The organism is Streptomyces sp. NPDC001902, from assembly GCF_042891295.1.
Taxonomy (GTDB): Bacteria; Actinomycetota; Actinomycetes; order Streptomycetales; family Streptomycetaceae; genus Actinacidiphila.
Genome location: NZ_JBIATA010000032.1, coordinates 23874 through 49560 on the forward strand (window position 1 = coordinate 23874; position 25687 = coordinate 49560).

Annotated in this window: 24 protein-coding genes and 1 pseudogene; 14 read left to right on the plus strand and 11 right to left on the minus strand. The window is 74.5% G+C overall.

Annotated elements, in window-relative coordinates; all coding sequences use genetic code 11:
* Positions 1-10 precede the first annotated feature (10 nt).
* Genes ACFYYN_RS36555 through ACFYYN_RS36565 form a run of 3 tightly spaced genes read left to right on the plus strand, consistent with a single transcriptional unit; the run spans position 11 to position 3870 of the window.
* A complete protein-coding gene (locus ACFYYN_RS36555) occupies positions 11-1441 on the plus strand; it encodes a glycosyltransferase (protein WP_500549160.1) in 1431 nt (476 codons plus the stop codon).
* Positions 1442-1459: 18 nt separating this feature from the next.
* Positions 1460-2719, plus strand: coding sequence for a nucleotide sugar dehydrogenase (locus ACFYYN_RS36560; RefSeq protein ID WP_500549161.1), 1260 nt, complete (start codon positions 1460-1462; stop codon positions 2717-2719).
* Positions 2719-3870, plus strand: coding sequence for a glycosyltransferase (locus ACFYYN_RS36565; RefSeq protein ID WP_500549162.1), 1152 nt, complete (start codon positions 2719-2721; stop codon positions 3868-3870). Before ACFYYN_RS36560 ends, ACFYYN_RS36565 begins: the two co-directional genes overlap by 1 nt.
* Before the next feature lie 333 nt (positions 3871-4203).
* Here the strand turns inward: ACFYYN_RS36565 and ACFYYN_RS36570 are convergent, their stop codons facing one another.
* On the minus strand, positions 4204-5235 hold the full coding sequence (locus ACFYYN_RS36570; RefSeq protein ID WP_500549163.1) for a saccharopine dehydrogenase family protein: 1032 nt from the start codon (positions 5233-5235) through the stop codon (positions 4204-4206).
* Positions 5236-5464: 229 nt separating this feature from the next.
* Between ACFYYN_RS36570 and ACFYYN_RS36575 the strand changes: the two genes are divergently transcribed.
* Positions 5465-6376, plus strand: coding sequence for an alpha/beta hydrolase (locus tag ACFYYN_RS36575; RefSeq protein ID WP_500549164.1), 912 nt, complete (start codon positions 5465-5467; stop codon positions 6374-6376).
* Positions 6377-6696: 320 nt separating this feature from the next.
* On the opposite strand, the gene ACFYYN_RS36580 is transcribed toward ACFYYN_RS36575, so the two are convergent.
* The gene (locus tag ACFYYN_RS36580) at positions 6697-7152 is read right to left on the minus strand and encodes a hypothetical protein (RefSeq protein ID WP_499515234.1); all 456 of its coding nucleotides are present in this window, start codon (positions 7150-7152) and stop codon (positions 6697-6699) included.
* Positions 7153-7201: 49 nt separating this feature from the next.
* Between ACFYYN_RS36580 and ACFYYN_RS36585 the strand changes: the two genes are divergently transcribed.
* Positions 7202-7393, plus strand: a complete 192-nt coding sequence (locus ACFYYN_RS36585) for a hypothetical protein (protein WP_500549165.1) — start codon at positions 7202-7204, stop codon at positions 7391-7393.
* A 136-nt stretch (positions 7394-7529) separates the two neighbouring features.
* On the opposite strand, the gene ACFYYN_RS36590 is transcribed toward ACFYYN_RS36585, so the two are convergent.
* The 3 genes from ACFYYN_RS36590 to ACFYYN_RS36600 are packed head-to-tail and all read right to left on the minus strand — an operon-like array spanning position 7530 to position 11230.
* Positions 7530-8597, minus strand: a complete 1068-nt coding sequence (locus ACFYYN_RS36590) for a maleylacetate reductase (protein WP_500549166.1) — start codon at positions 8595-8597, stop codon at positions 7530-7532.
* Entirely contained in the window at positions 8594-9460 is an 867-nt protein-coding gene (locus ACFYYN_RS36595; protein WP_500549167.1) for a dioxygenase family protein, read from the minus strand. Before ACFYYN_RS36595 ends, ACFYYN_RS36590 begins: the two co-directional genes overlap by 4 nt.
* Before the next feature lie 12 nt (positions 9461-9472).
* Positions 9473-11230: an FAD-dependent oxidoreductase gene (locus ACFYYN_RS36600; protein ID WP_500549168.1), complete on the minus strand. Its 1758-nt coding sequence runs from the start codon at positions 11228-11230 to the stop codon at positions 9473-9475.
* 69 nt (positions 11231-11299) lie between these two features.
* Here ACFYYN_RS36600 and ACFYYN_RS36605 point away from each other — a divergent pair, with 69 nt between their 5' ends.
* The 3 genes from ACFYYN_RS36605 to aroQ are packed head-to-tail and all read left to right on the plus strand — an operon-like array spanning position 11300 to position 13757.
* Positions 11300-12445, plus strand: coding sequence for a helix-turn-helix domain-containing protein (locus ACFYYN_RS36605; RefSeq protein ID WP_500549169.1), 1146 nt, complete (start codon positions 11300-11302; stop codon positions 12443-12445).
* Between the two features lie 60 nt (positions 12446-12505).
* On the plus strand, positions 12506-13267 hold the full coding sequence (locus tag ACFYYN_RS36610; protein ID WP_500549170.1) for a pirin family protein: 762 nt from the start codon (positions 12506-12508) through the stop codon (positions 13265-13267).
* Between the two features lie 22 nt (positions 13268-13289).
* Positions 13290-13757 (plus strand): type II 3-dehydroquinate dehydratase, encoded by a 468-nt coding sequence (aroQ, locus tag ACFYYN_RS36615; protein ID WP_500549171.1) that lies wholly within the window; start codon positions 13290-13292, stop codon positions 13755-13757.
* Between the two features lie 54 nt (positions 13758-13811).
* Here the strand turns inward: aroQ and grpE are convergent, their stop codons facing one another.
* Together grpE and dnaK are read right to left on the minus strand one after the other, a co-directional pair.
* Positions 13812-14507 (minus strand): nucleotide exchange factor GrpE, encoded by a 696-nt coding sequence (grpE, locus tag ACFYYN_RS36620; protein WP_499515242.1) that lies wholly within the window; start codon positions 14505-14507, stop codon positions 13812-13814.
* Positions 14504-16372: a molecular chaperone DnaK gene (dnaK, locus tag ACFYYN_RS36625; protein ID WP_500549172.1), complete on the minus strand. Its 1869-nt coding sequence runs from the start codon at positions 16370-16372 to the stop codon at positions 14504-14506. Before dnaK ends, grpE begins: the two co-directional genes overlap by 4 nt.
* A 142-nt stretch (positions 16373-16514) precedes the next feature.
* On the opposite strand from dnaK, the gene ACFYYN_RS36630 reads away from it, so the two are divergent.
* From ACFYYN_RS36630 to ACFYYN_RS36640, 3 genes are all read left to right on the plus strand, one after another.
* On the plus strand, positions 16515-17360 hold the full coding sequence (locus ACFYYN_RS36630; protein ID WP_500549173.1) for an NUDIX domain-containing protein: 846 nt from the start codon (positions 16515-16517) through the stop codon (positions 17358-17360).
* 53 nt (positions 17361-17413) lie between these two features.
* On the plus strand, positions 17414-17944 hold the full coding sequence (locus tag ACFYYN_RS36635) for an O-acetyl-ADP-ribose deacetylase (protein ID WP_500549174.1): 531 nt from the start codon (positions 17414-17416) through the stop codon (positions 17942-17944).
* Between the two features lie 296 nt (positions 17945-18240).
* A complete protein-coding gene (locus ACFYYN_RS36640) occupies positions 18241-18501 on the plus strand; it encodes a hypothetical protein (RefSeq protein WP_500549175.1) in 261 nt (86 codons plus the stop codon).
* Positions 18502-18542: 41 nt separating this feature from the next.
* On the opposite strand, the gene ACFYYN_RS36645 is transcribed toward ACFYYN_RS36640, so the two are convergent.
* The 3 genes from ACFYYN_RS36645 to ACFYYN_RS36655 are packed head-to-tail and all read right to left on the minus strand — an operon-like array spanning position 18543 to position 22224.
* On the minus strand, positions 18543-20078 hold the full coding sequence (locus ACFYYN_RS36645) for an ATP-dependent DNA ligase (protein WP_500549176.1): 1536 nt from the start codon (positions 20076-20078) through the stop codon (positions 18543-18545).
* Positions 20079-20125: 47 nt separating this feature from the next.
* Positions 20126-21262 carry a site-2 protease family protein gene (locus ACFYYN_RS36650; protein WP_500549177.1) on the minus strand — a complete coding sequence of 379 codons (1137 nt, stop codon included), beginning with the start codon at positions 21260-21262 and terminating at the stop codon, positions 20126-20128.
* Between the two features lie 17 nt (positions 21263-21279).
* On the minus strand, positions 21280-22224 hold the full coding sequence (locus ACFYYN_RS36655; RefSeq protein WP_500323901.1) for an AraC family transcriptional regulator: 945 nt from the start codon (positions 22222-22224) through the stop codon (positions 21280-21282).
* Between the two features lie 81 nt (positions 22225-22305).
* Between ACFYYN_RS36655 and ACFYYN_RS36660 the strand changes: the two are divergent.
* Together ACFYYN_RS36660 and ACFYYN_RS36665 are read left to right on the plus strand one after the other, a co-directional pair.
* Positions 22306-23171, plus strand: a pseudogene (locus ACFYYN_RS36660) (Rossmann-fold NAD(P)-binding domain-containing protein).
* A 177-nt stretch (positions 23172-23348) separates the two neighbouring features.
* A complete protein-coding gene (locus ACFYYN_RS36665) occupies positions 23349-23999 on the plus strand; it encodes a DUF4360 domain-containing protein (protein WP_500323903.1) in 651 nt (216 codons plus the stop codon).
* A gap of 69 nt (positions 24000-24068) precedes the next feature.
* On the opposite strand, the gene ACFYYN_RS36670 is transcribed toward ACFYYN_RS36665, so the two are convergent.
* Positions 24069-24953, minus strand: a complete 885-nt coding sequence (locus ACFYYN_RS36670; RefSeq protein WP_500549178.1) for an alpha/beta fold hydrolase — start codon at positions 24951-24953, stop codon at positions 24069-24071.
* A gap of 68 nt (positions 24954-25021) precedes the next feature.
* On the opposite strand from ACFYYN_RS36670, the gene ACFYYN_RS36675 reads away from it, so the two are divergent.
* Positions 25022-25657 (plus strand): GNAT family N-acetyltransferase, encoded by a 636-nt coding sequence (locus ACFYYN_RS36675; protein ID WP_500549179.1) that lies wholly within the window; start codon positions 25022-25024, stop codon positions 25655-25657.
* Positions 25658-25687: the final 30 nt, after the last annotated feature.

Genomic DNA, 25687 nt, shown 5'->3' on the forward strand with positions numbered 1-25687 from the left:
TCTTCGTGCCTTGATTCTCGCCGCCTCCGTGGCGGTCCGTCATCTGCGGGACGACCCGGTGCGTGCGGCGTCCCTGGCCCTGAGGGTCGCCCCGGGGCCGGCCCGGCGGCCCGCCCGGTGGGCGCTGGCCCGGCTGCCCGAGCGCGATCCGCACCGCGTACGCGGCGGCGCCACCGCGTACGGGCCGCGGGGTGTGCCCGCCCCGGCCGGTGCGCCGGGGACGGCGGTGCCGGGGCGGGTGCTGCACCTGGTCACCAACTCCCTGCCGTACCGCAACGCCGGCTACACCGTCAGGACGCACGCCATCGCGCGCGCCCAGCGGGAGGCGGGCCTGGACCCGCAGGTCGTCACACGGCTGGGCTTCCCCGTGGCGCAGGGCGTCTGGGACGGACGGCCGGCGCAGGTCGTGGACGGGGTGCCGTACCACCGCCTGCTGCCGGTGCGGATGCCGGGGACGCCCGCGGCCGCCCTCGCCCGCAACGCCGAGCTCGCCGCCCGGCTCGTCGAACGGCTCCGCCCCGCGGTCCTGCACGCGGCCACCGATCACCCGAACGGCCGAGTGGCGCTCGCGCTGCGCGAATCGTTCGGCCTGCCGGTCGTCTACGAGGTGCGCGGCTTCCTGGAGGAGACCTGGCTGACGCAGGGACCCGGGCGTGACCGTGACAGCGCGTCGTACCGGGAGCGGCGCGCCCTGGAGACGCACTGCATGAAGGCCGCCGACCTGGTGCTCACCCTCGGCGAGGCGATGAAGGCGGAGATCGTCTCCCGGGGGGTCCCCGAGGAACGGGTGCGGGTCGTGCCCAACGCCGTGGACGACGTCTTCCTCCAGCCGCTGCCCGACCCCGGTGACCTGCGCACCCGTCTCGGCATCGCCCCGGACGAGCTGGTCGTCGGCACGGTCTCCACGCTCACCCCCCACGAGGGCATCGGCACCCTGCTGCGCGCCGGGGCCGTGCTGCGCCGCCGGGGTGTGCCGCTGCGCCTGCTGATCGTGGGGGACGGCCCGCAGCGGCCCGCGCTGGAGCGGCAGGCGGCGGGGCTCGGCCTCGGCGGGAGCGCCCTGTTCACGGGCCGTGTGCCGTACGCCGAGGTGCGGGCCCACCATGCCGTGCTGGACGTCTTCGCGGTGCCCCGGACGGGAGAGCGGGTGTGCCATCTCGTGACCCCTCTCAAGCCGGTGGAGGCGATGGCGAGCGGTCTTCCCCTTGCAGCAAGTGATGTCACGGCGATGGGGGAGCTGGTCGAAGACCAGGTGAACGGACGGCTAATTCCGTCAGGAGACGTAAATGCCTGGGCAGATACGCTCGAAATATTGCTCTATAGTCCAAATCAACGGCGGATGATGGGCGACGCCGCCCGCGCACGAGTGGCCCGCGACCGTACGTGGGCCCACATCGCGGGGCGGACGCGCGACGCCTACCGCGGTCTGGGGGCCGTATAGCGCTCTGGATGGTGCGGCATGACGGTGGATCTCGCAGTCGTAGGCCTCGGGTACGTCGGGCTGCCCCTCGCCAGGGAAGCCGCGGCGGTGGGACTGAGCGTCGTGGGACACGACCTGGACCCCGCGGTCGTGGACGCCCTCAACTCCGGCCGCTCGCACGTGGACGACGTCCGCGACGACGACCTGCGGCGCATGCTGGCCTCCGGGTTCACCGCGACCACCGGCCAGGAGTGCCTGGGGGAGGCCCAGGTCATCGTCATCTGCGTCCCCACCCCGCTGTCCGAGGACGGCGGACCGGACTTGACCGCGGTCACCGGGGCCGCCGAGGCGGTCGCCGCGCGGCTGCGCCCCGGCGTCCTGGTCGTGCTGGAGTCGACGACCTACCCCGGCACGACCGACGAGGTCGTCCGGCCCCTCCTCGAGGCGGGCTCGGGGCTGCGCGCCGGGGCGGACTTCGCCCTCGCCTTCTCGCCCGAGCGGATCGACCCGGGCAACCGGACCCACGGCTTCCGCGACACTCCGAAGATCGTCGGCGGGCACACCCCCGGGTGCGCGGCGCGCGCCGTCGCGTTCTACGGCAAGCTCGTCGACACCGTCGTGCGGGCCAAGGGCACCCGCGAGGCCGAGATGGCCAAGCTGCTGGAGAACACCTACCGCCACGTCAACATCGCGCTCGTCAACGAGCTGGCCATACTCTGCCGCGAACTGGGCGTCGACATCTGGAACGTCATCGACTGCGCCGCCACCAAGCCCTTCGGCTTCCAGGCCTTCCGGCCCGGCGCGGGCGTGGGCGGCCACTGCATCCCGATCGACCCCAACTACCTGTCGTACAAGGTCCGCACGCTCGGCTACGAGTTCCGCTTCGTCGAACTCGCCCGGGAGATCAACCACCGGATGCCGGAGTACGTGGTGCGCCGGGCGCAGGACCTGCTCAACACGGCCGGGAAGGCGCTGCACGGCTCACGGGTGCTGCTGCTCGGCGTCACCTACAAGCCCGACATCGCCGACCGGCGCGAGAGCCCCGCCGTCCCCGTGGCGCGGCTGCTGCGCCGGCTCGGCACGGGGATCTCCTTCCACGACCCGTTCGTGGAGGCCTGGGAGGTCGACGGCGAGCCCGTCCCCCGGGCCGGCGACCTGGCCGCCGCCCTGCGCGAGCACGACCTGACGGTCCTCCTGCAGGACCACAGCGCCTACGACCTGCAGGTGGTGGCGGACCGGGCCCGCCTGCTGTTCGACACGCGCGGACGGATCTTCCGGCCGGACGTCGAGGTGCTGTGATGCACGTACTGGTCGTCACCGTCGTGCACCACCCCGAGGACGCGCGCATCCTGCACCGTCAGATAGCCGCCCTCATGGCCCACGGCCACACCGTCACCTACGCCGCGCCCTTCACCGCGCGGGCGACCCCGCCCCGCCCCGGGGTCGAGGGCGTGGACCTGCCCCGGGCCACCGGACGGGACCGGCGTGCGGCCGTCCGTGCGGCCCGGCGCCTGCTGGTGCGGCGCGGGCCCACCGTCGACGCCGTCCTGCTCCACGACCCCGAACTGCTGCTCGTGCTGCCGCGGGCGCTGCGGCACTGGCACCGCACCGGCGCCCGGCGGCCGGCCGTGGTGTGGGACGTGCACGAGGACACCGCGGCCGCCCTCACCATGAAGGGCTGGGTTCCGCGGCCACTGCGCCCGCCGCTGCGCCTCGTGGTCCGCGCGGCCGAACTCGCCGCCGAGCGGCATCTGCACCTGCTGCTCGCCGAGGACGCCTACCAGCGGCGCTTCCGCCGCGCGCACCCCGTGGTGCCCAACCTGGTCACCGTCCCCACGGACCCCCCGCCGGCGCCGGGCGACGACCGCGTGGTCTACCTCGGGCAGCTGTCCAGGGCCCGCGGCGCCGAGGAACTGGTCGCCATGGCACGGCTGCTGGCCCCGGACGTCCATGTCGAGCTCATCGGCGCCGCCGACGGGGACGTCCGCGGACTGCTCGCGGCGGCCGACCGCGACGGCGCGCTGCGCTGGCACGGGTTCCTGCCCAACGACGCGGCCCTGGGCCGGCTGCGCGGCGCCCTCGCCGGGGTGTCGCTGCTGCGCGACGAGGCGAACTACCGCCACTCGCGGCCCACCAAGGTCGTCGAGTACATGGCCTACGGCATCCCCGTGGTGAGCACCCCCAACCCCCTCGCCGCCGAGCTGGTCCGCGGGCACGACTGCGGCCTCCTCGTCCCCTTCGAGGACCCCGCGGCCGCCGCGGACGCGGTCCGACGGCTGCGCGACGACCCGGAACTGCGGCGCGCGATGGGCGCCCGCGGCCACGCCGCCGCCCGTGGCGGGCTGCACTGGCCGGACTGCGCGGGGCACTTTGTCACGAGCCTGGAGGGCTGGGCGGTGGCGGCGGCCACCGCCGCCACGGCGCGCGCCTCGGCGGCGCGTCCGTCGTAGCGGGAGCCCCGGCCGGCCCGGGGGCCCGGTCGCGGACCGGTGCCGCGGTTTCGGCGGCAGGGTCGGGGGCCGCGGTTGCGACTCACCGCAGGTCTGTCGGAGGCCAACGTCGTCCGAACCCTGCTGTTGTGCCTGGCGCGGGTGCGTGCGCCCGGTCGCGGGAGCGGGCGCGTGGTGGCGCCCTTCTGCCGTTGCCCTTCAGGGACCGGCCGACCGCGGCGCGGGTCGGCCTTGGCGACCGCGTCCCGCGGCGGCGGATCCGTCGTGGCGGGAGCCTCGGCCGGCGCGCGCCTCGGCCGGTGCGGGCCGGGCGGTGGGCCCGTCGTAGGGGGATCAGCTGACGTGGGGTCCGTCCCGGCGTACTCCGTCCAGTTCCAGGACGAAGTCGGCGCCGAGGGCCGAGGAGGGGGTCTGGGTGCCGTGCGGGAGCCGTGGCAGCCGGGTCACGATGCGCATCACCGAATCGACGGTCAGCGCGTAGCCGTTGGGGGCCGACAGCGCCGCCTGGGCCTCACCGCCGTGCGCGTCGCGGGCGCGGGCCCACACCTGGGAACGGGTGCGCGCCCGCGCGCGCTCGCCGGGGCCCGTCAGGAGACGGTCGACCCCCGCGCGGGCCAGTCGCCGTACCGGGCCGACCCCGAGCACGCGTGCCACCAGCGGGGCGCCCGGCAGCCAGGTGTACGTCGAGATGTTGGGGATGCCGGTCGAGTGGTAGGCCGTGCTGACGTCGCCCCAGGCGATGCCGGCGACCTGGCGCCGGCCGGTGCGGAAGGACGCCGTCAGCCGGGGGTGCCCGAGCGGGACGTCGCGGATCACCCCGTCGACGCGGGCACGGCCGCCGGCGCCCTTGTCGAGCGCCTCGAGCGCGGAGCGCGCCGTGCCGGGGCTCGCGCCCCCGCCGGCCACGAAGGCGATGTCCAGGTGGGTGGCGGTGGGCAGCGCGGCGGCGACGGTGGCGGCGAGGCAGTCGGTGGGGACGACGTCGAACCCCGCCCCGGGCAGCAGGACCACGCCCGCCGCGCGGGCCCGGGCGCTCATCGCGTGCAGCGCCTCGAGCACGTCGATCTCGCCGGTGATGTCGAGGTAGTGCGTGCCGGTGTCCAGGCACGCCTCGGCCATCGGCAGCGCCGTCGCGGAGAAGGGCCCCGCGCAGTGGGCCACGGCGTCCACGTCCGCGAGCGCCGCGCGCAACGCCGTCGCGTCGCCGAGACCGACCACCCGGTGGTCCAGGCCCAGTTCGGCCGCGAGCGGGGCCAGCGCGGCGGCCGACCGGCCCGCGAGCACGGGGCGTTCCCCGCGGGCCACGGCCTCCCGTGCGACGAGGCGGCCGGTGTAGCCGGTGGCTCCGTACAGCAACCAGGTCATGCGTGAGTGCTCCCTCGTCGGTTCCGGCCCCCGCGGCGGGGCCCCCGGCACCGAACCTACCGGTCGGTCACCGGACTTCGCCCCCGGCACGTCGCGGGCTTGCGGCGCGCCGAGGGGAACCGTGGCGGCCGTTGAACCACTCCCGGCCGCCGTCCGTTACCCCGGGTAAAGGGAGTGCGCCCGGTCCGTGCGCGCCCCGTCGCGCACCTGTCCTGTGAGGAGCCACCCCATGACCCCCAGCACCGCCCGCGCGCCCGGAGGGACCGCCGCCGAGGTGGCCGCCGCGACCCGCGTCGACGCACGCACCTGGGACCTGACGGTCGCCTCGGCAGCGCTCGGCCGCCCGGCGGCGGTGCGGATCGTCCTGCCCACGGACTTCGCGCGTGCGTCCGGGCGCACCTGGCCGGTGCTGTACCTGCTGCACGGGCCACACGAGGACCACACCGCCTGGAGCCGGCAGGCGGATGTCGAGCGGCTCACCGAGGGCGGCGGCCTCATCCTCGCCATGCCGGACTGCGGCCCCGCGGGCCTGTCCAGCCACTGGCTCGACGGCTCCGACTACGAGACCTTCCAGCTGGGCGAAGTCGACGCGCTGCTGCGCCGCGACTACCGGGCCTCCGGCGTACGGGCCGTGGCGGGCGTCTCGACCGGCGGCCACGGCGCCATGGCCCACGCCGCCCGCCACCCGGGGGCGTTCCGCGCCGCCGCATCCTTCAGTGGCGTCCTGGACACCACCTTCGCCGGGGTGCCCACCGCCCTCGACGCCCTCCTGCTCCGCGAGAGCCTCTGCCCCGGCTCCCTGTGGGGCGACCCCGTGGACCGGTGGGACACCTGGCGGTCCTTCAACCCCACGGCGCGCGCGGGAGGGCTGCGCGGCACCGCGCTGTACGTGTCCTGCGGAAGCGGTGCCGCCGCCCCGGCCGCGGGCGGCGGCACCGAGCTGCTGCCGGAGGTGCTGGAGAGCACCCTGTGGCCCGCCACGCACGTCTTCGCCACCGCGCTGGAACTCCGTGACATCCCGGTGACGACGCACTACTACGAGGGCGGCCGACACGAATGGGCTTACTGGCGACAGGAGTTCGCGACGGCGTGGCCGCTGCTTGCCCACGCGCTCGGGCTGCCGGGACCTGCCGTCGCGTGACGATGAGACGATGAGCGGGTCAGAGGGTGAGAGGAAGGCCCCTAACGAGGGGGGCGCGCTCACTCGTTCCAGTGGCGCTGCCCGCTCCGGACGTACCACCGGCGCACGAGCGGCGTTGCAAGGGGACATGGACAGCAGCACATCCTCGACCCGTGGATGCCTTCTCCAGGGCCACCCGGACCACCACCGGACCTTCGCCGAACTCACCGGCGCCTATTGGATGGACCCGCCCATCTACACGGAACTCCTCGCCGACTGGCGGGCCCACGGGCGCGCCGTCCCCGGCTACGCGGGGCCGGACGTACCGCGCGCGGCCTCCTTCAGCGGCGGCAGTCTGCCGCAACTGCTGCCTGGAACAGGGCCAGTTCCACCACGGTAGGGGTGTGGAGGGTGCCCGTTCCGTCGGGGGGTACCAGCCACCGCAGGGCCCCCGCGGCCCGGTACGGGGGCGGGACGGCGATCCAGGCGCCCCTGCCGGCGTAGCGGATTCCAGTGCCCACCCATCTGCTGACGGGGTCCGGCGGGAGGAAGAAGCCGACCCGGCGGGAGGCCGTGTCGGCGAGGGTGGGTCCGGGTTCCGTGCGGGGGAGGCGCAGCAGGGCGTCGAGGGCCAGCAGGCCGAGGTCCTCGGGCACGCTGAGCACGTCCCAGAAACGCCCGGCGGGCAGCAGGACGGTCCCGCTCTCGCCGTGCTCCCATTCCCGCTTGCACGCCCGCGGATCCGCCGCGGCGGCGGCCAGCCACTCCATTGCCTGTTTCGGTGCCGCATTTCTCATACGCTCAACCTTGGTAGATATTTCTAACCGGCGGAAGGGGTGGCGGGGGATGGCGTTTTGGAGCGCGAAACGCCTGTTTTCCGTACGCCTGTGCGGCGTTGTGGCGCGGGCCGGCCGTGCCCTGCACGGCGGGCCGCGGGACGGTGCCGCACTCGAACGGCTGGTGAGGACGGCGGAGCGGCTGGACTACGGCGGCGGGCCGCCCGCGGCGCCGGACCGGGAGGCCCGGCGCCGGGGCTGAGGGAATCCCGCGCGCCGGCGGAACACGGGTTCCGCCGGGAATTCCGGGACCGCTGCAGGGGAATGCACTCGGCCGCACGGTCGAAAAGCGCAAAGGTGTTCGCGTGCGTACGGGGAATGCCCGGGCCGGAATCCGGTCAGCCCGTCGGCGGCGCCCCCTCGTACGCCGCCGTCAGCAGCGCGCGCAGCTCTTCCGCGTCCGCCGGGCGCGGGTTGGCGTACGAGGCCGCGCCCACCAGCTCCACGACGCGGCCGATGCCGTCGGCCGGCAGACCGACCTCGGCCAGCGAGCGCGGCGCGCCGAGCCGCCCGCCCAGCTCCCACAGTGCGCGCGCCGCGTCCCCGGTGCCCAGCGCCCGGCGCAGCGCGGCCGTCGCGGCCGGGGCGGCCGGGGCGTTGAAGGCGAGGACGTACGGCAGCAGCACCGTGTGCGTCGCGGAGTGCGGCAGGTCGAAGGCGCCGCCGAGCACATGGGCCAGCTTGTGGTGGAGGCCCATCGTGGTGGCCCCGAGGCACGCCCCGCACAGCCAGGCCCCGTACAGGGCGTGTCCGCGCGCGTCGAGGCCGCCCGGGTCGGCGACGACACGGGGCAGCGCGTCCGCCAGGGCGCGCACCCCCTCCTCGGCCATCAGCGACACGATCGGGGTGGCGTCGGGGGCGTACAGCGCCTCGACGGCGTGGGCGAGGGCGTTGACGCCGCTGGTGCCGGACAGCGCCGGCGGCATCGACAGGGTGAGCTCCGGGTCGTAGACGACGCTGCGCGGCAGGACGCGGCGGTCGCGGCCGGTGCGCTTGACGCCGTCCTCCGTCAGGCCCCAGACCGGGGTCATCTCGGAGCCCGAGTACGTCGTCGGCACGGCCAGCAGCGGCAGCCCGGTGCGCAGTGCGACCGCCTTGCCCAGGCCGACCGCGGAACCGCCGCCGACCGCGACCAGCCCGTCGGCGTCCAGTTCCTGCGCCACCGCGACGGCCTCGTCGGCCACCTTCACCGGCACGTGCATCACCGCGCCCGGGTGGACGCCCACGCAGACCGCCCCGAGCGACGCGGCGACGGAGCGCGCGGTGTCCTCACCGTGCCGGCCGGACAGCACCAGCACGCGGCGCAGGCCGAGCCGGCCGGTCTCCTCCGCCACGGCCGCGGTGGCGGCCCCGGCGCGGAAGACGACCCGCATCGGCAGCGCCTCGTGGACGAACTCCAGGCTCATGACCGCTGCAGCACGATGTCGAAGGTCGCCAGCCGGAAGGGGTTGGGAACCCCGTACCCGGCCGCCTGCTCCGGGTCGTCCACCTCGGCGAACTCCTGGACCAGGCTCTTCTTCACCGCGAAGACCGCGTCCGAGTCCAGGTACGGGCTGTCCTGGACGAACACGTGCGTGGTGACCGGCTGGTGGCCGGCGGCGGCCGCGATGAAGTGGATGTGCGCGGGCCGGTACGCATGGCGCTCCGTGGCGTCCAGCAGGTCGCCCACCGGGCCGTCGGTCGGGATCGGGTAGTGCGCGGGCACGACGGTGCGGAACCGGAAGCGGCCCTCCCCGTCGGCCTGGAACATCCCGCGCCCGTTGCCCTGGGGCTGTTCGCCCGGCTGCTGGACGTCGTAGAAGCCGTGCTCGTCGGCCTGCCAGACGTCCACCGTGGCGCCCGGCAGCGGTGTGCCGTCCACGGAGACCACGCGCCCGGTGACCACGCAGGGCTCACCCGAGCCGATCATGTCGATCGCGTCGCCGAACTCCCGCGCGGGGGAGCCGACCATGTGGAACGGGCCCAGCACGGTGGACTCGGTGGCCCCCTCCCCGGCCGACTTCCGCTGGTTGATCGTCTCGACCAGCATCGACACCCCGAGCACGTCGGACAGGAGGATGAACTCCTGCCGTGTGTCGGTGCACGCCTGGCCGGTGCGGGTGAGGAAGCCGATCGCCCCTTCCCACTCCTCCATCGTCGGCTCGACGTCCCGGACGAAGTCGTGGAGGTGCCGGGTCAGACTGCCCAGGATCTCCCGCAGCCGAGGGTCGGGCGTCCGCGCGAAGCTCTCCACGACGGCCGGCGTCGCGCTCTGTTCGGTGAAGTCCATGCTCTCTCCTCGTCAGTCCCGTCCCAGGATGCGCCGCAGCGCGGAGCCGAGCACGGCCCGCGCCTCGGCGTCGTCGGCGGCCCCGTCGGCGCGCCGGAAGGCCACGTACAGGTCCGGCCGGACGAGCAGCGCGCCCGTGTCGCCGATGCCGCGCACCCGCGCCCAGTCGCCGTACGGGTCCTCGTACTCCCGGCCGGGGCCGATCACCGCGGTCGCGATGTCCAGCCCCAGCTCGGCGCCCGCAGCGCGGGCCGCCGCCACCCAGGCCTCGCCGCCGATGCCGGTCAGCAGCGCGAACCGGCCCCCGCCGCCGAGGTCGAGGGTGGACAGCGTGCGGGTGCCCGCCGTCAGCCATGCGTGCGGCAGCTTGGCGCCGGGGCGGCTGCTCGGCTGGTGGTACAGCTCGGGATCGCGGTCGAAGCCCGGGTCGGCGGTGCCGTCCGGGACGACCGCGGCCGAGGCGTAGCGCTGGTTGAGCTCCACGCCGTGCGCGTTGAACTCGTACCGCTTGAAGTCGATCGCCTCGCGCAGCCGTGCGCGCCGCTTCTCGCCGGCCGGGGTCGCGTCCTTGCGGGACTCCATGTTGGCGATCAGTTGCCCGGGGCTCTGCGGGGTGAGCAGGTCCAGCGCGTCGAAGACCGGGGCGGTCTCGCCGATCGACTTGTTGGCGCGGGTGACGATCTGCTTGCCGACGGGCGCCCGCTCGGCGGTGTAGGTGTCCAGCAGCGAGGGCGCGGCGGTGCCGTCCAGGACCAGCTTCAGCTTCCAGGCCAGGTTGTACGCGTCCTGGATGGAGGTGTTGGAGCCGAGGCCGTTGGACGGCGGGTGCCGGTGGGTGGCGTCGCCGGCGCAGAAGACCCGGCCGTGGGAGTACGTCTCGGCGTACATCTCGTTGACCGTCCACGCCGAGGAGGAGCGGATGGTCACCGGGACGTCGTCGTCGCCGATGAGCTGCCGGACCACCGACAGGGCGTACTCCTCGGTGAGGTCCGGGGGCGCGCCCTCGACGTCGTAGCCCCACACGATCAGCCATTCGTTCCACGGCCGCACGCAGCGCACCAGGCCCGCGCCGATGCCGCCCACGGTCGCGCCGGGGGTGAGCACCCAGTACAGGGTGCTGGGGCGGTGGGCGACGTACCGGGACAGGTCGGCCTCGAAGACGATGTTGACGCTGCCCGCCACGCCCATCTTGCCGCCCATGGGCAGCCCCGCGTCCTCGGCGACCTTGCTGCGTCCGCCGTCGGCGCCGATGAGGTACTTGGCGCGGATGGCGTACTCGTCGCCGCGCAGCCGGTCCTCCACCACGGCCGTCACGCCGTCGGCGTCCTGCTCGAAGGACTTGTAGACGGTGCCGTAGCGCAGCCGGGTGCCGCGCGCCACGGCCGCCTCGACCAGCACCGGCTCCATCCAGTTCTGCGGCATGTCGCACATGCGGCTCGGGCTGGCCAGGTCGTGCGCGGCCTGCACCAGCGGGTCGTTGCCCCAGGAGCGCAGCCGCCCCAGCTCCTCGCCCGCGAGGCTGGTGCAGAAGACGGTGTTCCCCATCAGGTGCTGGGGAGTGGCCTTGGCGACGACCTCCTGCTCGACGCCGAGGTCGCGCAGCACCTCCATGGTGCGCTGGTTGGTGATGTGGGCCCGAGGGGTGTCGGCCAGCCTGTCGTAGCGTGTGACGACGATGTTCGGCACCCCGTACGTGCTCAGCGCGAGCGCGGCGCTCGCGCCGGCCGGCCCACTGCCCACGATCAGCACGTCGGTCTCGACGGTCTCCATCAACGCGGCTCCTTGACGGATAATTGAAATGGCAACGAACCGATCGTGGATCAGAGGGAGACCGCCGGCGTGTCTCAATCCGATACATCCCCCGAAGAGCTGCTGCTCGGCGCCTACCTGCGCGAGCGGCCGAACGGCCGGGCGGTCGTCGCGGCCGACGGCAGGACGCGGATCGTGAGCGCCGAGGCCGCGCGGCGGCTGTCCGACGAGTCGCTGGCGCTGCTGGAGCGCCGGGCCGGCGGCATGGTCCGCGACGGCCGGACCGAGGGGTACGAGCTGCCCCTGCCGGACGGCGGCTGGCGGGCCCGGCTCAGCCCCGTCCTGGACTCCGGCGAGGTCATCGGTGCCGTCGCCGTCCTGTCCGCGGCGGCGGAGGGCTCCGGCGGGCCGCCGGCGGTCCCCGAGCCGAGGCTGCCCGGGCTCGTGGGCGCGTCGCTGTCCTGGCGCGCGGCGGTGGCCCGCGCGGTGCGGCTCGGGGGCGAGCAGGGGCCGCTGCTGGTGACGGGGGAGCCCGGCACCGGCAAGACGACGCTGGCCCGGGCCGTCCGGGCCGGCGACGTGGAGTTGGACGCGGCGCTGGTGAACGGTGCGGCGGCCCGTGACTGGGTGCGGCGGCTGGCCGTGCGCCCCGTGCCGGGCCGGGTGCTCGTGCGCCACGTCGAGGCGCTGGACGGCGGTGCCGCGGCCGCGCTGGTGGCGCTCCTCGAACAGCGCCCCGTCCTGCGGCTGACCGCCACCCACACCCCCGGGGACCGTACGGACCCGTGCCTGGACCGCCTGCTGGGCCGGCTGGCGGCGCGCTCGCTGTCCGTACCGCCGCTGCGCGAGCGCCCCGAGGACCTCCCGGTGCTGCTCGCCGCCCTCAGCCCGCGACCGGCTCCCGGCCACCCGCCGCTGACCTGGACCGTCGAGGCCCGGCGCACCCTGGAGCGGCACACCTGGCCGGGCAACGTCGCCGAGCTGGCGACGGTCGTCAGGACCCTCGCGGACGAGCGCCGGCTGAGCGGTCCGGTGCGCCCGGAGGAGCTGCCGGACGCCGTGCGCGGCGGGGCCGGCGGCCGCCGTCTGGGCAGCCTGGAGCGGGCCGAACGGGACGCGATCCTGGAGGCGCTGCGCACCCACGGCGGCAACAAGGCGCGGGCGGCGAAGGCGCTGGGCATCGCACGGGCCACGGTCTACCGCAAGCTGCGGAGCTACGGCATCCAAGGAATATAGTTCGAGATTCAACATGTTAGGTTGGGCGACAGAGACGCACCCCGCAGAAGGAGATCCCCGATGGCCACCCAGCTGGATGTCCGCCGCGCCGGCCAGCGGTTCCACACCCGCGCCGGCTGGCTCGACTCGCACCACTGCTTCTCCTTCAGCCACCACTACGACCCGAAGAACACCCACTTCGGTCTGCTGCTCGTCTCCAACGACGACGTCGTCGCCCCCGGCACCGGCTTCGACACGCACCCGCACCGGGACATGGAGATCGTCACCTGGGTGCTCGACGGCGGCCTGGTCCACCAGGACTCCGAGGGCCACAACGGCGTCATCTACCCGGGCCTCGCCCAGCGGATGAGCGCGGGCACCGGCATCCTGCACAGCGAGAAGAACGACAGCTGGAAGCTGACCGGCGCGCCGGAGCACAAGGACCCCGTGCACTTCGTGCAGATGTGGGTCTTCCCCGACGAGCAGGGCATCAAGCCGGGCTACGAGCAGCTCGACATCAACGACGAACTCGCCCGCGGCGGCTGGGTCACCGTCGCCTCCGGAATGGACCGCGACCGCGACGAGCGGGCCATCTCCATCGCCCAGAAGCACGCCGCGCTGCAGGCCGCGCGCATGACGCCGCAGCAGACCCTGGCCCTGCCCACCGCCCCCCTGGTGCACCTGTACGTCGCCAAGGGCGAGGTCGCCGTCGAAGGCGCCGGCCTGCTCACCAAGGGCGACGCCGTGCGCGTCACCGGGGCCGAGGGCCAGCGGCTCACCGCCGGCGCCGAGGGTGCCGAGGTGCTGGTCTGGGAGATGGACGCCGCCGTCAGCTTCGGGTGATCACGTGGTAGACCTTGGGGCCATGACCCGCACCCTCGCGAGCGCGCCGATCATGGTCCTCAACGGTCCCAACCTCAACCTGCTCGGCCGGCGGCAGCCCGAGATCTACGGCTCCGAGAGCCTCGCCGACGTCGAGGCCCTGTGCGCCGCGACGGCGGCGCGGCTCGGCGGGACCGCCGACTGCCGGCAGAGCAACCACGAGGGACAGCTGATCGACTGGATCCACGAGGCCCGCGAGCACCACGCGGGCATCGTGATCAACCCCGGCGCCTACTCGCACACCTCGGTGGCGATCCTGGACGCCCTGAGCGCCTGCGACGGCCTCCCCGTGATCGAGGTCCACATCTCCAACATCCACCGGCGCGAGCCCTTCCGGCACCACAGCTACGTCTCGGCGCGGGCCGACGCCGTGATCGCGGGCTGCGGCGTCCAGGGCTACGCCTTCGCCGTCGAGCGGATCGCCGCGCTCCTGGACGCCGGCGCCCGCTGAACCGCCGCTGAACCACCGTCGGGCCGCGGCACGACCGCCCCCGGACCGCCGCGCTCAGGCCTCGCCCGGCTGCCAGTCCGGCCACTCGCCAGGGTGGTCGGCCCAGTGCACCTGGTCGGGGTCCGACACGTCGATGTCCGGGAAGGTCCCGCGCACCCGCAGCTCGAACTCCTCCCGCTCCAACTGCTCCCAGCCCACACCCCGGATGTGCACCCTGCGGTAACGGTGGTCGGCCCCGAGCGGGGCCACGTCGACCTTGTGGGTTGTCTCCATGCCTCCAGGGTGCACCCGGGCCGGTGCCCCCGCAGGTCCGGTGACCACCACCTCCGCGGGGCGCAGCAGGTGCCCGCCGACCCGGTAGCCGGACCGTACGACGGTGCCGCAGACGAGGCGGTCCGCGCCGTAGGCGCCCGACGAGCCGACCGCCTCGTGACGCGCCGGGTCGAAGGGATCCCCGGGCTCGCCGAACGACCGCAGGCCGAGCTCCGCCAGCCGTGCCTCCAGCACCTCCACCACGGCGCGGAAGCCGCCGGTCACCTCGCCCAGCTCCCGCGCCCGGTCGACGGCGTCCAGCACCGGCAGCAGTCCGTGCAGCACGTTCGCGACGGCGATCTCCCGCACCGCCAGCCGGTCCCGGTGCACGCGCTTGCGGTAGTTGTCGTACTCGGCCTTGAGCCGTTGCAGGTCCGCCGTGCGTTCGACGAGCCGCGCCCGCAGCCCGCCGCCCGGAGGCGGACCGGCCCGGTTCACGCCGTGCCTCCCTCCCGCTTGTCGTCGTCGACGATCTCGGCGTCCACCACGTCCTCGTCGCCCTCCGGCGGCGCCGCATGCGGGGCCCCGCCCTCGCCCGCCGCGGACCGTTCCGCCTGGGCCTGGGCGTACATCGCCGTGCCGATCTTCTGCGCCGAGGCGGTCAGCCGCTCGGTCGCCCGGCGGATGCCGGCGGAGTCCTCGCCCTTCAGCTGCTCCTTCAGGTCCGCCACCGCCGACTCGACCTCCGACTTCAGGTCGCCCGGGACCTTGTCGGGGTTGTCCCGCAGCAGCTTCTCGGTGGAGTAGACCAGGCTCTCCGCGTTGTTGCGGGTCTCGGCCTCCTCGCGGCGCTTGTGGTCCTCCTCCGCGTACTGCTCGGCCTCGCGCATCATGCGGTCGATGTCGCTCTTCGGCAGCCCGGAGCCGCCGGTCACGGTCATCTTCTGTTCCTTGCCGGTGCCGAGGTCCTTCGCCGTCACGTGCATGATGCCGTTGGCGTCGATGTCGAAGGAGACCTCGATCTGCGGGATGCCGCGCGGCGCCGGCGGCAGACCGGTCAGCTCGAACACCCCGAGCTTCTTGTTGTACGCCGCGATCTCGCGTTCGCCCTGGTAGACCTGGATCTGCACCGACGGCTGGTTGTCCTCGGCCGTCGTGAAGATCTCCGAGCGCCTCGTGGGGATGGTCGTGTTGCGCTCGATCAGCTTGGTCATGATGCCGCCCTTGGTCTCGATGCCGAGGGACAGCGGGGTGACGTCCAGCAGCAGGACGTCCTTGACCTCGCCCTTGAGCACCCCGGCCTGGAGGCTGGCGCCGATCGCCACGACCTCGTCCGGGTTGACGCCCTTGTGCGGCTCCTTGCCGGTCAGCGACTTCACCAGCTCCGTCACCGCCGGCATCCGGGTCGAACCGCCCACCAGGATCACGTGGTCGACGTCGGCGACGTTGATCCGCGCGTCCTTCACCGCCTGGTGGAAGGGACCCTTGCAGCGCTCCAGCAGGTCCGCGGTCAGCTGCTGGAACTGGGCGCGGGTGAGCTTCTCGTCCAGGTGCAGCGGGCCCTCGGCGGAGGCCGTGATGTAGGGCAGGTTGATCGTCGTCTCGGTGGACGAGGACAGCTCGATCTTCGCCCGCTCGGCCGCCTCGCGCAGCCGCTGCAGCGCCATCTTGTCCTTGGCCAGGTCCAGCCCGTACGCGTTCTTGAAGCGCTCCACGAGGTGGTCGACGACCCGCTGGTCCCAGTCGTCGCCGCCCAGCTCCGTGTCGCCGTTGGTGGCCTTGACCTCCACCACGCCCTCGCCGATGTCCAGCAGGGAGACGTCGAAGGTGCCGCCGCCCAGGTCGAAGACGAGGATCGTCTGGTCGTTCTCCTTGTCCAGGCCGTACGCCAGGGCCGCGGCCGTGGGCTCGTTGATGATCCGCAGCACGTTCAGGCCGGCGATCTCCCCGGCCTCCTTGGTCGCGGTGCGCTGGACGTCGTCGAAGTACGCGGGCACGGTGATCACCGCGTCCGTGACGTCCTCGCCCAGGTACGCCTCCGCGTCCCGCTTCAGCTTCTGCAGCACCCGGGCCGAGATCTCCTGGGCCGTGAAGCGCTTGCCGTCGATGGTGCCGGAATCGGGGAACCGCCAGTCGGGGTCGCCCATGTGCCGCTTGGCCGAGCGCGCGGTCCGCTCCACGTTGGTCACGGCCTGGCGCTTGGCGATCTCGCCGACGAGGACCTCGCCGCCCTTGCTGAAGGCCACCACCGAGGGTGTGGTCCGTGCCCCTTCCGTGTTGGTGATGACGGTGGGCTCGCCGCCCTCCAGAGCGCAGACCACCGAATTGGTGGTGCCGAGGTCAATACCGACCGGACGTGTCATGTCAGCTCGCCTCCTCCCCTCCAGGGTGCGACGTGCGCGGGCCGACCACCAGACGGCCGCCGCAACCCGCGCCGGGGAGCGCAGGGCAATGTCCCGGCATAATCGCGGGGCCCGGACAGTGGGCGCTGCTAGCGTCGGCGGGATGTCCTCACTGCATGCGGGAGTGATCCTCTTCCACGACCAACGCCTCGCCGTACACAGCGACTTGAGCCTGCCGCAGGCCCCCGTCCCGCCTCGCGGCGACCCCGCGGAAACCGCCCGCGCGGCGGCGCGCGACGGCCTCGGCATCGACGTCAGGACCGACGTCCGGCCCTGCCTGGAGGTCCGCGCGACCGGCGGCACCCATCTGTACTACCGGGCCGCCGTGCCGCTGCCGTCCGGCCCCCCGCCCACCCGGCTGCTCAGCAGGTCCGAGGCCCTGCACCTGCCGCTCGCGCCCTGGACGGCGTGGGAGGCCATCCTGCGGTCCTGGGACGGCCCGCCCTGGTGGCGGGGCCGCCTCGTACTGGAGGAGCCGCTCGGCCGGCCGCCCAAACGGACCCGGGCCGGCGCGGTGATCATCCGCGACGGGCACATGCTGCTGATCCGCTACCGCCACCGGCGCGGCGACTACTACGAGATCCCCGGCGGCGGGGTCGAGCCGGGGGAGACCCCCGAGACGGCCGTCCTGCGCGAACTCGCGGAGGAGACCGGGCTGAGCGGCACCGTCGGGCAGGAGATCGCCCGGGTGAACCGGGTGCACCGCGGCTCGCACCCCGGGCACTACTTCCTCGTCGAGGCGCACGGCGAGATCGGCCCCCGCTCCTCCCTCGACCTGGGGGAGGCCGCCGTCCCCGTCTGGGTCCCCGTCGACGACCTGCGGCACCTGCCGCTGTGGCCCAAACGGCTGGGCTGGCGCATCGCGCACTGGCACCGCGAGGGCTGGCCGAAGCCCGCCGCGGAGTTCTGCGACTCACTGCTCGACCTGCGGGTGCCCTGCGACTGGTGACCCGCTGGGAACGGCCGGGCGCCCGGGCACCTCGCGGTGGCAGGATCACGGGTATGGCACGCATCACCCTCGTCCGGGGCGACATCACGCAGCAGTCCGTCGACGCCGTCGTCAACGCCGCCAACTCCTCGCTGCTCGGGGGCGGCGGCGTCGACGGCGCCATCCACCGCCGCGGCGGCCCGGAGATCCTCGAGGAGTGCCGTGCGCTGCGCGCCTCGCGGTACGGGCGCGGTCTGCCGACCGGACAGGCCGTCGCCACCACGGCCGGCCGGCTCCCGGCCCGCTGGGTGATCCACACCGTCGGCCCCGTGCACAGCGCCGGCGAGGACCGCTCCGAGCTGCTGGCCTCCTGCCACCGCGAGGCGCTGCGGATCGCCGACGAGGTGGGCGCGAAGACGGTCGCCTTCCCCGCGATCTCCACCGGCGTCTACCGCTGGCCCGTCGAGGACGCCGCGCGCATCGCCGTCGCCACCGTCCAGGACGCGGACACCGAGGTCGAGGAGGTCCGCTTCGTCCTCTTCGACGACGCGGCCTACGCCGCGTTCGCGGCGCGACTTCCCGGAGAAGGGCTCGGTGAACGGTGACCTCGGCATCCGGGAGCGGAGCGCGGAGCGGTGCCCGGCCCGTGGTGCGGGTTAACCGGGGCGGAACTCTTGGTCATCGATTCCTTTGGGAAAGCTCCGGGACCGCAAGCCCTGCCTAGCATGAGGTGATCACGCACCGTAAGACCCCGGGGGCGGCCCGCAATACCGTCGTCCGGCCCCGGGCCGCGGCTCTCGCGTCCGGGCGTACTCGCCCGGATCGTGGGCGCGGACTGGTCACAGGCCCGCATGGGTCCGGCCCGACCGGGGCCGCGGGCACACGAGATCCTGGAGAACACGTGCAGTTCGAGCTGACCGGACGGACCGGCTTCGGCAGCGGCGGCGACCTCGGCACCACCGCCCGGGCGACCCCCGACGGCACCCGGGGGGACCTGCCGGAGCCCGACCGTGAGCCGGGCCACGCCGAGGGGGCCCTCGCAGCGTCCGCCCCGGACGGCGAGCGGACCGCGCTGCCCCGGCTGAGCCGCGCCCAGCGGGAGACGGTGGACGCCGCCCTCGACGAACTGGCGGAGCGGCTCGCCCTGGTGGCCCACCGGTGATCCCGGCCCGGCGCGGTCACCCCGACCGCGCCGGGCCACGCTCAGGGCCGCAGGGCCAGCACCGTCTCGACGGTGTCCGCCTCGGCGGCCGTCTTGTCCTCGCGGTAGCGCAGGACGCGGGCGAAGCGCAGCGTGACGCCCGCGGGGTAGCGGGTGGAGCGCTGCAGGCCGTCGAAGGCGATCTCAACGACGAGTTCCGGGCGGACCCGGACCACCCACCCGTCGTCGCTCACGGCCAGTTCCCGCAGGCGCCCGGTCTGCCAGGCGAGCATGGCGTCGGTCAGGCCCTTGAAGGTCTTGCCCAGCATCGCGAAGGTGCCGTCGGGGCGGCGGGCGCCCAGGTGGAGGTTGGACAGCTTGCCGGTGCGGCGGCCGTGGCCCCACTCGGCGGCGAGGACCACCAGGTCGAGGGTGTGCACCGGCTTGACCTTGAGCCAGGCCGCCCCGCGCCGCCCGGCGCTGTACGGGGCGTCGAGCGCCTTGGCGACGATCCCCTCGTGGCCCCGTTCCAGCACCTGCTCCGCGAAGTCGCGGGCCGCCTGCCGGGTGGCCGGGTCGGCCGGGTCGGCGGCCACCAGCCGGCGCACCCTGCGCGGTGCGGGGGCGACCCGGGCCAGTTCCTCGTGGCGCTCGGCGGTGGACAGCTCCAGCAGGTCGCGGCCGTCGACCGACAGCAGGTCGAAGAAGACCGGGGCCACCGGCAGCGACTCCCGGGCGGCCGCGACGTCCAGCCGCGAGCCCACCCGTGAGGAGGTCTCCTGGAAGGCGCGGGGGCGGCCGTCCTCGCCGAAGGAGATCACCTCGCCGTCGAGCACGGCCTCCTCCACGGCCAACTCCCGTGCGGCGGCGACGACTTCCGGCAGCCGGCCGGTGATCTCGTCCAGCGTGCGGGTATACACGCGCACGTCCTCGCCCATGCGGTGCACCTGGACGCGGATGCCGTCCAGCTTCTCCTCCAGCGCGCACGGGCCCAGCCGGTCCAGGGCCTCGTCCACGTCCTTCGCGGTCTGCGCGAGCATCGGCTGCACCGGCCGCCCCACCTCCAGCCGGAACGCCGCGAGCGCCTCCGGCCCCCCGGCCAGCAGCGCCCGCGCGACGGCGCCCAGGGAACCGCCCAGCATCACCGCGCGTCGCACGTCCTGCGGGGGCGCCTCCGCCGCCACGGCGAGCGCCTCGACCGCGAGCGCGTCGAGCGCCCCCTGCCGCAGCTCCCCGCCGATCAGCCCCAGCAGGAACGCCTGCTCCTCCTCCGTGGCCGCACCCATGAGCTCCGCCACCAGTCGTTTGCGTTCGGCCGCCGCCCCCTTGCCGGTGACCGCGGCGATCCGGTCGAGCGTCCCGTGGACCTCGTGCACCGTCAGCCGGGGCGCCGGGGCGGGTTCCTGCCGCTCCCGCAGGGTGCTCCAGCCCACCCCGGTGCGCCGCTGGGGCAGTCGCCCCGCCAGGTACGTGACCACCACGGGCGCCTCGTCGGGCTCCGCGGTACGCAGCAGCCGGGCCAGCGCCGCCACCTTCTCCGACCGGGCGGACGTGGCCGCCACCTCCCGGGACGTCCGGGCGAGCTCCGCGAGCAGCATGGCTCCATCCTGGACCGCCCGCGCCGGGCGCGCAGCCGTCGGGCGGGTCAGACGGGGGGCCGTCCGCCCGTCATGCGGCGGTGCTGGACGAGCCGGGTGACGTCGGTGCCGGTGACGATGCCGATGGGGCGGCCGCCGTCGACGACGACGACCCGGACGCCGCCGGCGCCGGGCTGGAGGCGGTCGAGCGCGTCGTTGACGAGTTCCTCCGGCGTGCCGGTGGTGGTCCTGGACAGCGGGACGGCGACGTCGCGGACCCGCACGTCGGCGCGGCGGTCCGCGGGGACCGACGTGAGCCGGCGCAGCTGCACCACCCCGCTGAGGCGGCCGTCGAAGTCGACCAGGGGCAGGGTGGAATGGCGGGCGGCCACCGCGACCTCGTCGATGAAGCGGTCCACCGGCAGCCAGTCGGGGCCGGTCACGACGGGGGCCGACATGGCGTCCGCGAGCCGTACGCCGCGCAACGCGGCGCTGATGACCGCGCGCTGGCGCTCGGCGCCTGCGGTGAGGGCCATGAAGAGCCCGACCAGGGCGAGCCACAGGCCGCCGGCCATGCCGCGGGCGAAGGCGAGCCACCCGACCACCACGAAGAGGAAGCCGAGTACCTGCCCACCGCGCCCGGCGACCCGGTCGGCGCGGTCACGGTCTCCCGTCCGCCACCACAGCAGCGCCTGCAGCACCCGGCCGCCGTCCAGGGGCGCGGCGGGCAGCAGGTTGAAGACGCCGAGCAGCAGGTTCGCCCAGCCCAGCCAGATCAGCAGCGCCCCCGGCACCGAGCGGTGGGCCGCCGCTTCGACGCCGATGCCCGCGCCGAGCGCGGCGCCGCCGATGACCAGGCTCGCCAGCGGGCCGCTGACCGCCACCAGGAAAGCCGCGCCCGCGGAGCCGGGCCGCCCCATGCGCGTCATGCCGCCCATGGCCCACAGGGTGACGTCCTCGACCGACAGGTGCTCGCGCCGGGCCGTCGCCGCGTGGGCGACCTCGTGCGCGAGCAGGCTCGCCATCAGCAGGACCGCGCCCACGGCCGCCGCGACGGTGTAGGCGGTCGCCGACAGGCCCGGGACCCAGGCGGGCAGCGTCTCGCGGCCGAGCCCGTAGGCGAGCAGCACGACGAGGACGGGGACGCTCCAGTGCATCCGGAGCGGAACCCCGAAGACGCGTCCCACAACCACCGAACCGTTCATGACTCCTCTCTCCAGTGTCACTCCGCCCGGGCCGCGCCGACGCGGTGCTCCTGGGGGCTCACCCCCCGCACCCGCTTGAAGGCGGCGCTCAGCGCGAAGGGGCTGCCGTATCCGACCCGTCGGGCGACCGCCCCGAGCGTGGCGTCCGGTTCGAGCAGCAGATCGGCGGCGAGCGCCAGCCGCCAGCCGGTCAGGTACGCCATGGGCGGCTCGCCCACCAGTTCGCCGAAGCGCCGGGCCAGCGCGGCCCGCGACACGCCCGCCTCGGCGGCCAGCCCCGCCACCGTCCACGGGTGGGCCGGGTTGTTCTGCAGCAGCCGCAGCGCCCGGCCCACCACGGGGTCGGCGAAGGCCCGGTACCACGCGGGGGCCGCCTCGCCGCGCCGGGCGAACCACGCCCGCAGCACGGAGATCAGCAGCAGGTCGAGCAACCGGTCCAGCACCGCCTCTTGCCCCGGATCGTCCTTGACGATCTCCTCGGCCAGCAGCGGCGGCAGCGGGCTCTCCCACTCGCGCGCCGGCAGCACCAGGAGCGGGGGGAGCGCGTCCAGCAACCGGCGGCCGACCGCGCCGTCCACCTCGTAGGTGCCGACCAGCATGACGTCGGAGCCGTCGGCCCGGTTGCCCCAGGTCCGCACCCCCAGCGCCATCGCGTCGGCCAGGTCGTGGCCGTCCGCCGTGCGGCACACCGCACCGGGGAGGATCCAGGCGTGCGGCGGGGTCGAGGGGAGGTCGGCGACCGCGTACGGCACGGGGCCGCGCGCCACGGCCACGTCCCCGGGCCGCAGCCGCACCGGCGCGCCCTCCTCGGGCACGACCCAGGCGCCGCCGCGCGCGACCGTCATCACGCACAGCGGCGCCCGGTCCTCGATCCGCACCGACCACGGCGGTTCCATGACCATGCGCAGCAGGAAGGCACCCCGCGCACGGGGTCCGTCGAGCAGGCCCGAGAGTGCGTCCATGTCCCCCAGCGTAGACGTCCGCGTATGGGAACGGGCCGTTCACCCATGGTCCGTCTCAGCCGGCGCGGCTTGACTGAGGCCATGACACCGACATCCGCACGGCACCGGAACGGGACCGCACTCGTCCTCGGCGGTACCGGCAAGACCGGCCGCCGCGTCGCGACGGCCCTCGCGGCGCACGGCTTCGCGGTGCGCACCGCCTCCCGCGGCGGCGTGCCGCGCTTCGACTGGGCGGACCGCGAGACCTGGGAGCCCGCGCTCGACGGCGCGGACGCGGCCTACCTCGCCTACCACCCCGACATCGGCGACCCCGCGGCCGCGGCCACCCTGGGCGACTTCGCCGCCCTCGCCGCCGCGCGCGGGGTGCGCAAGGCCGTCCTGCTCTCCGCCCGCGGCGAGGAACTGGCGCTGCCGGCCGAGCGCGCGGTACGGGACGGCGCGCCGACTGCACGGTGCTCCGGGCCAGTTGGTTCTGCCAGAACTTCACCGAGGGAGTGCTCCGCGACGGCGTCCTCGACGGCGGGATCGTCTTCCCGGCCGGCACGGTCGGCGAACCCTTCGTCGACACCCGGGACATCGCGGACGTCGCCGTGGCCACCCTGACCGGGGACGGCCACGCGGGCCGCACGTACGAGCTGACCGGACCGCGCCTGCTGACGTTCAGCGAGGCGGCGGCCGAGATCGGCGCGGCGACCGGCCGGGACGTCCGCTACACCGCGGTCCCGCCCCGGGAGTACGGGGCGCTGCTCGAGCGGTCCGGCCTGCCGGGCGAGGTCGCCGGCTTCCTCACCGGGCTCTTCGGCGACCTGCTCGACGGCCGCAACGCCCATGTCACCGACGACGTACGGCGGGTGCTGGGGCGCGGGCCGCGCGACTTCGGCGACTTCGCGCGCGAGGCGGCCGCGGCGGGGGAATGGCGGGAAGCCGACCCTCGTCACGCCGGGTGACTGTCCGGATCTCATGCGTCACTTCCGCGCCAGGGGTGACGGCGGTCGGCCATTCCTGTGGGAAACCTGTGGGGATCCTGTACGTGAACGGTGACGCATGGTGTCGTGTACGCGACACCGGAACGGGGTGCACGACCCGGTGTCGCGACCCCTCAACGACCTGAAGGGAATCCCCCCATGACGTTACGTGCGTTGGCCATGAGCGGTGTGGCGGCCGCCTCGCTGCTCGGCCCGCAGGCCTGGGAGCCGGGCGGCGCCACCCTGCCGCCGCCGGACCGGATCGTCATCGACGTCGCCACCGTCAACGGTTCCGGCTGTCCGGCCGGCACCGCCGCCGTGGCCGTCTCGCCGGACAACGAGGCCTTCACCGTCACGTACAGCGCCTACGTCGCCCAGGTGGGCGTCGGCTCCAAGCCGACCGACTTCCGCAAGAACTGCCAGCTCAACCTGAACGTGCACGTGCCGCAGGGCTTCACCTACGCGATCGCCGCGGCCGACTACCGCGGCTTCGCGCACCTGGAGCGCGGCGCCTCCGGCGTGGAGAAGGCCAGCTACTACTTCCAGGGCTCGCCCGAGACCAACGCCATCAGCCACACCTTCCGCGGCGCGCTGGACGACAACTGGCAGACCACGGACAGCGTCGACGTCGCCGCGCTGGTCTGGGCGCCCTGTGGCGAACTGCGCAACTTCAACATCAACACCGAACTGCGGGTCAGTGCCGGCAGTTCGGACCCGTCTCGGACCACGAGCTTCATGACGATGGACTCCACGGACGGAAGCATCAGGACCACGTACCACCTGGCGTGGAAGGAGTGCCCCGGCGCGTAGCCCGCGGCGCCCCGCGGGTCGGGCCCCGGGCGGGAAAGGGGCCCGGCCCGCGTCACCCGGCAGCCCCGCTCACGGGGCGGTGATCGCGTCGGCGACCCGTTCGGGCTCGTCGACCTGCACGTAGTGCCCGGCGCGCATCAGCAGGCGCAGTTCGCTGTGGGGGAAGATCACGGAGAACTGCCGGGCGACGCGGGTGTTGAGCCACCGGTCCCGGGTGCCGAAGACCACCCGGACCGGTGGCTGGAACTCCCGCATCTCCGGGATGCGCCGCCGGCGGCTCGGCACCGCGTGCAGCAGCTCGTCGTTGAGCCCCCAGAACGCCGGGCGTGCGGCGGGGTACTGCGCGTAGAGCCGCTCGACGTACGTCCCGCGCAGCTCCGGGTCGCGGATGAAGGCACCCACCTGCCAGGCGTAGAGCCTGCGGTCCAGGCCGGGCCGGCGCCTGGCGACGGCGCGGGCCGCCGAGCGCAGCAACGGGGTGGAGTACAGGGCGATCGCCGGAGGGCGGCGCAGCGCGGGGGTCCAGTGGTAGTAGGTGTTGAGCAGCACCAGCCGGGCCACGCGGTCGGGGTGCTCCAGCGCCCAGTCGATCGCGGGCGGTCCCGAGGCGTCGTGCGCCACCAGCACCAGGCGCCGGGCGGTGCGGCCCGCCGCGAGGGCGTCGGCCACCGCGGCGAGGTCGTCCACCTGCTGGGCGACGGTGTAGGCGTGGCCGGACGGCTTGTCGGAGCGTCCCCACCCGAGGAAGTCGAACCGCACCACCGGCAGCCTGCCCTCCAGGTGGGGCAGGAGGCGGTCGTACAGCCGGCTGCTGTCGGGGAAGCCGTGCATCAGGACCGCGGGCGCGCCGGGGCCCGGGGTGATCTCGGCGTGCAGCCGGTAGGGGCCGTGCGACACGGCCAGCGCCTCGGCGGCCGGGGCCATGGCGACCTCCCTCGGCCTGTGGGCCCCCATGTGGTTCAGCCTAACGCGGTACGTCACAGGGGTTGTGGGAGCGCTCCCATGGCCGTCATCATGCCCGCATGACCCCACGCGCCGAGATCCGCCCGTACCGCCCGGAGGACCGGGCCGCCGTCTACGACATCTGCGTGCGCACCGGCCACGAGGGCGGCGACGCGCGGCACCTCTACACCGACCACGACCTGCTGCCGGACAACTTCGCCGGGCCCTACGCCCACCTCGAGCCCGAACTCGCCTTCGTCGTCGACGACGGCGCGCGCGCCGTCGGCTACGTCGTCGGCACCGCGGACACCGCCGCTTTCGTGCGGCGCTTCCGCGCCGAGTGGCTGCCCCGCCTCGAACACCGCCACCCCAAGCCGTCCGGGCCGCCCTTCACCCCGGACGAGGAGATGGCGGACCTGCTCCACCGCCCGGAGCGCATGATCGTGCCGGAACTCGCCGGGTACCCCGCGCACCTGCACATCGACCTGCTGCCCGAGTACCAGCGGCGCGGTTACGGGCGGGAACTGATGGGGCGTCTCCTGGCCGCGCTGGCCGCCCGGGGCGTCGGCGCCGTCCACCTCGGCATGGTGACCGCCAACACCGCGGCCCGCGCCTTCTACGACCGGATGGGCTTCCGTGAGCTCCCCGTCCCGGACCCCGGCCCCCTGACGTACCTGGGACGCGGGACGTCTGCGCCGGCGACGGCCGGGGGCTGAGAGGATCGCGGTGTGCCGCCGGTGGGAGAG

Coding starts and splice junctions, on each gene's coding strand:
- ACFYYN_RS36560 (WP_500549161.1), top strand. CDS start 1,460: ATGACGGTGGATCTCGCAGTCGTAGGCCTCGGGTACGTCGGGCTGCCC.
- ACFYYN_RS36565 (WP_500549162.1), top strand. CDS start 2,719: ATGCACGTACTGGTCGTCACCGTCGTGCACCACCCCGAGGACGCGCGC.
- ACFYYN_RS36570 (WP_500549163.1), bottom strand. CDS start 5,235: ATGACCTGGTTGCTGTACGGAGCCACCGGCTACACCGGCCGCCTCGTC.
- ACFYYN_RS36575 (WP_500549164.1), top strand. CDS start 5,465: ATGACCCCCAGCACCGCCCGCGCGCCCGGAGGGACCGCCGCCGAGGTG.
- ACFYYN_RS36580 (WP_499515234.1), bottom strand. CDS start 7,152: ATGAGAAATGCGGCACCGAAACAGGCAATGGAGTGGCTGGCCGCCGCC.
- ACFYYN_RS36585 (WP_500549165.1), top strand. CDS start 7,202: ATGGCGTTTTGGAGCGCGAAACGCCTGTTTTCCGTACGCCTGTGCGGC.
- ACFYYN_RS36590 (WP_500549166.1), bottom strand. CDS start 8,597: ATGAGCCTGGAGTTCGTCCACGAGGCGCTGCCGATGCGGGTCGTCTTC.
- ACFYYN_RS36595 (WP_500549167.1), bottom strand. CDS start 9,460: ATGGACTTCACCGAACAGAGCGCGACGCCGGCCGTCGTGGAGAGCTTC.
- ACFYYN_RS36600 (WP_500549168.1), bottom strand. CDS start 11,230: ATGGAGACCGTCGAGACCGACGTGCTGATCGTGGGCAGTGGGCCGGCC.
- ACFYYN_RS36610 (WP_500549170.1), top strand. CDS start 12,506: ATGGCCACCCAGCTGGATGTCCGCCGCGCCGGCCAGCGGTTCCACACC.
- aroQ (WP_500549171.1), top strand. CDS start 13,290: ATGACCCGCACCCTCGCGAGCGCGCCGATCATGGTCCTCAACGGTCCC.
- dnaK (WP_500549172.1), bottom strand. CDS start 16,372: ATGACACGTCCGGTCGGTATTGACCTCGGCACCACCAATTCGGTGGTC.
- ACFYYN_RS36630 (WP_500549173.1), top strand. CDS start 16,515: ATGTCCTCACTGCATGCGGGAGTGATCCTCTTCCACGACCAACGCCTC.
- ACFYYN_RS36635 (WP_500549174.1), top strand. CDS start 17,414: ATGGCACGCATCACCCTCGTCCGGGGCGACATCACGCAGCAGTCCGTC.
- ACFYYN_RS36645 (WP_500549176.1), bottom strand. CDS start 20,078: ATGCTGCTCGCGGAGCTCGCCCGGACGTCCCGGGAGGTGGCGGCCACG.
- ACFYYN_RS36650 (WP_500549177.1), bottom strand. CDS start 21,262: ATGAACGGTTCGGTGGTTGTGGGACGCGTCTTCGGGGTTCCGCTCCGG.
- ACFYYN_RS36655 (WP_500323901.1), bottom strand. CDS start 22,224: ATGGACGCACTCTCGGGCCTGCTCGACGGACCCCGTGCGCGGGGTGCC.
- ACFYYN_RS36665 (WP_500323903.1), top strand. CDS start 23,349: ATGACGTTACGTGCGTTGGCCATGAGCGGTGTGGCGGCCGCCTCGCTG.
- ACFYYN_RS36670 (WP_500549178.1), bottom strand. CDS start 24,953: ATGGGGGCCCACAGGCCGAGGGAGGTCGCCATGGCCCCGGCCGCCGAG.
- ACFYYN_RS36675 (WP_500549179.1), top strand. CDS start 25,022: ATGACCCCACGCGCCGAGATCCGCCCGTACCGCCCGGAGGACCGGGCC.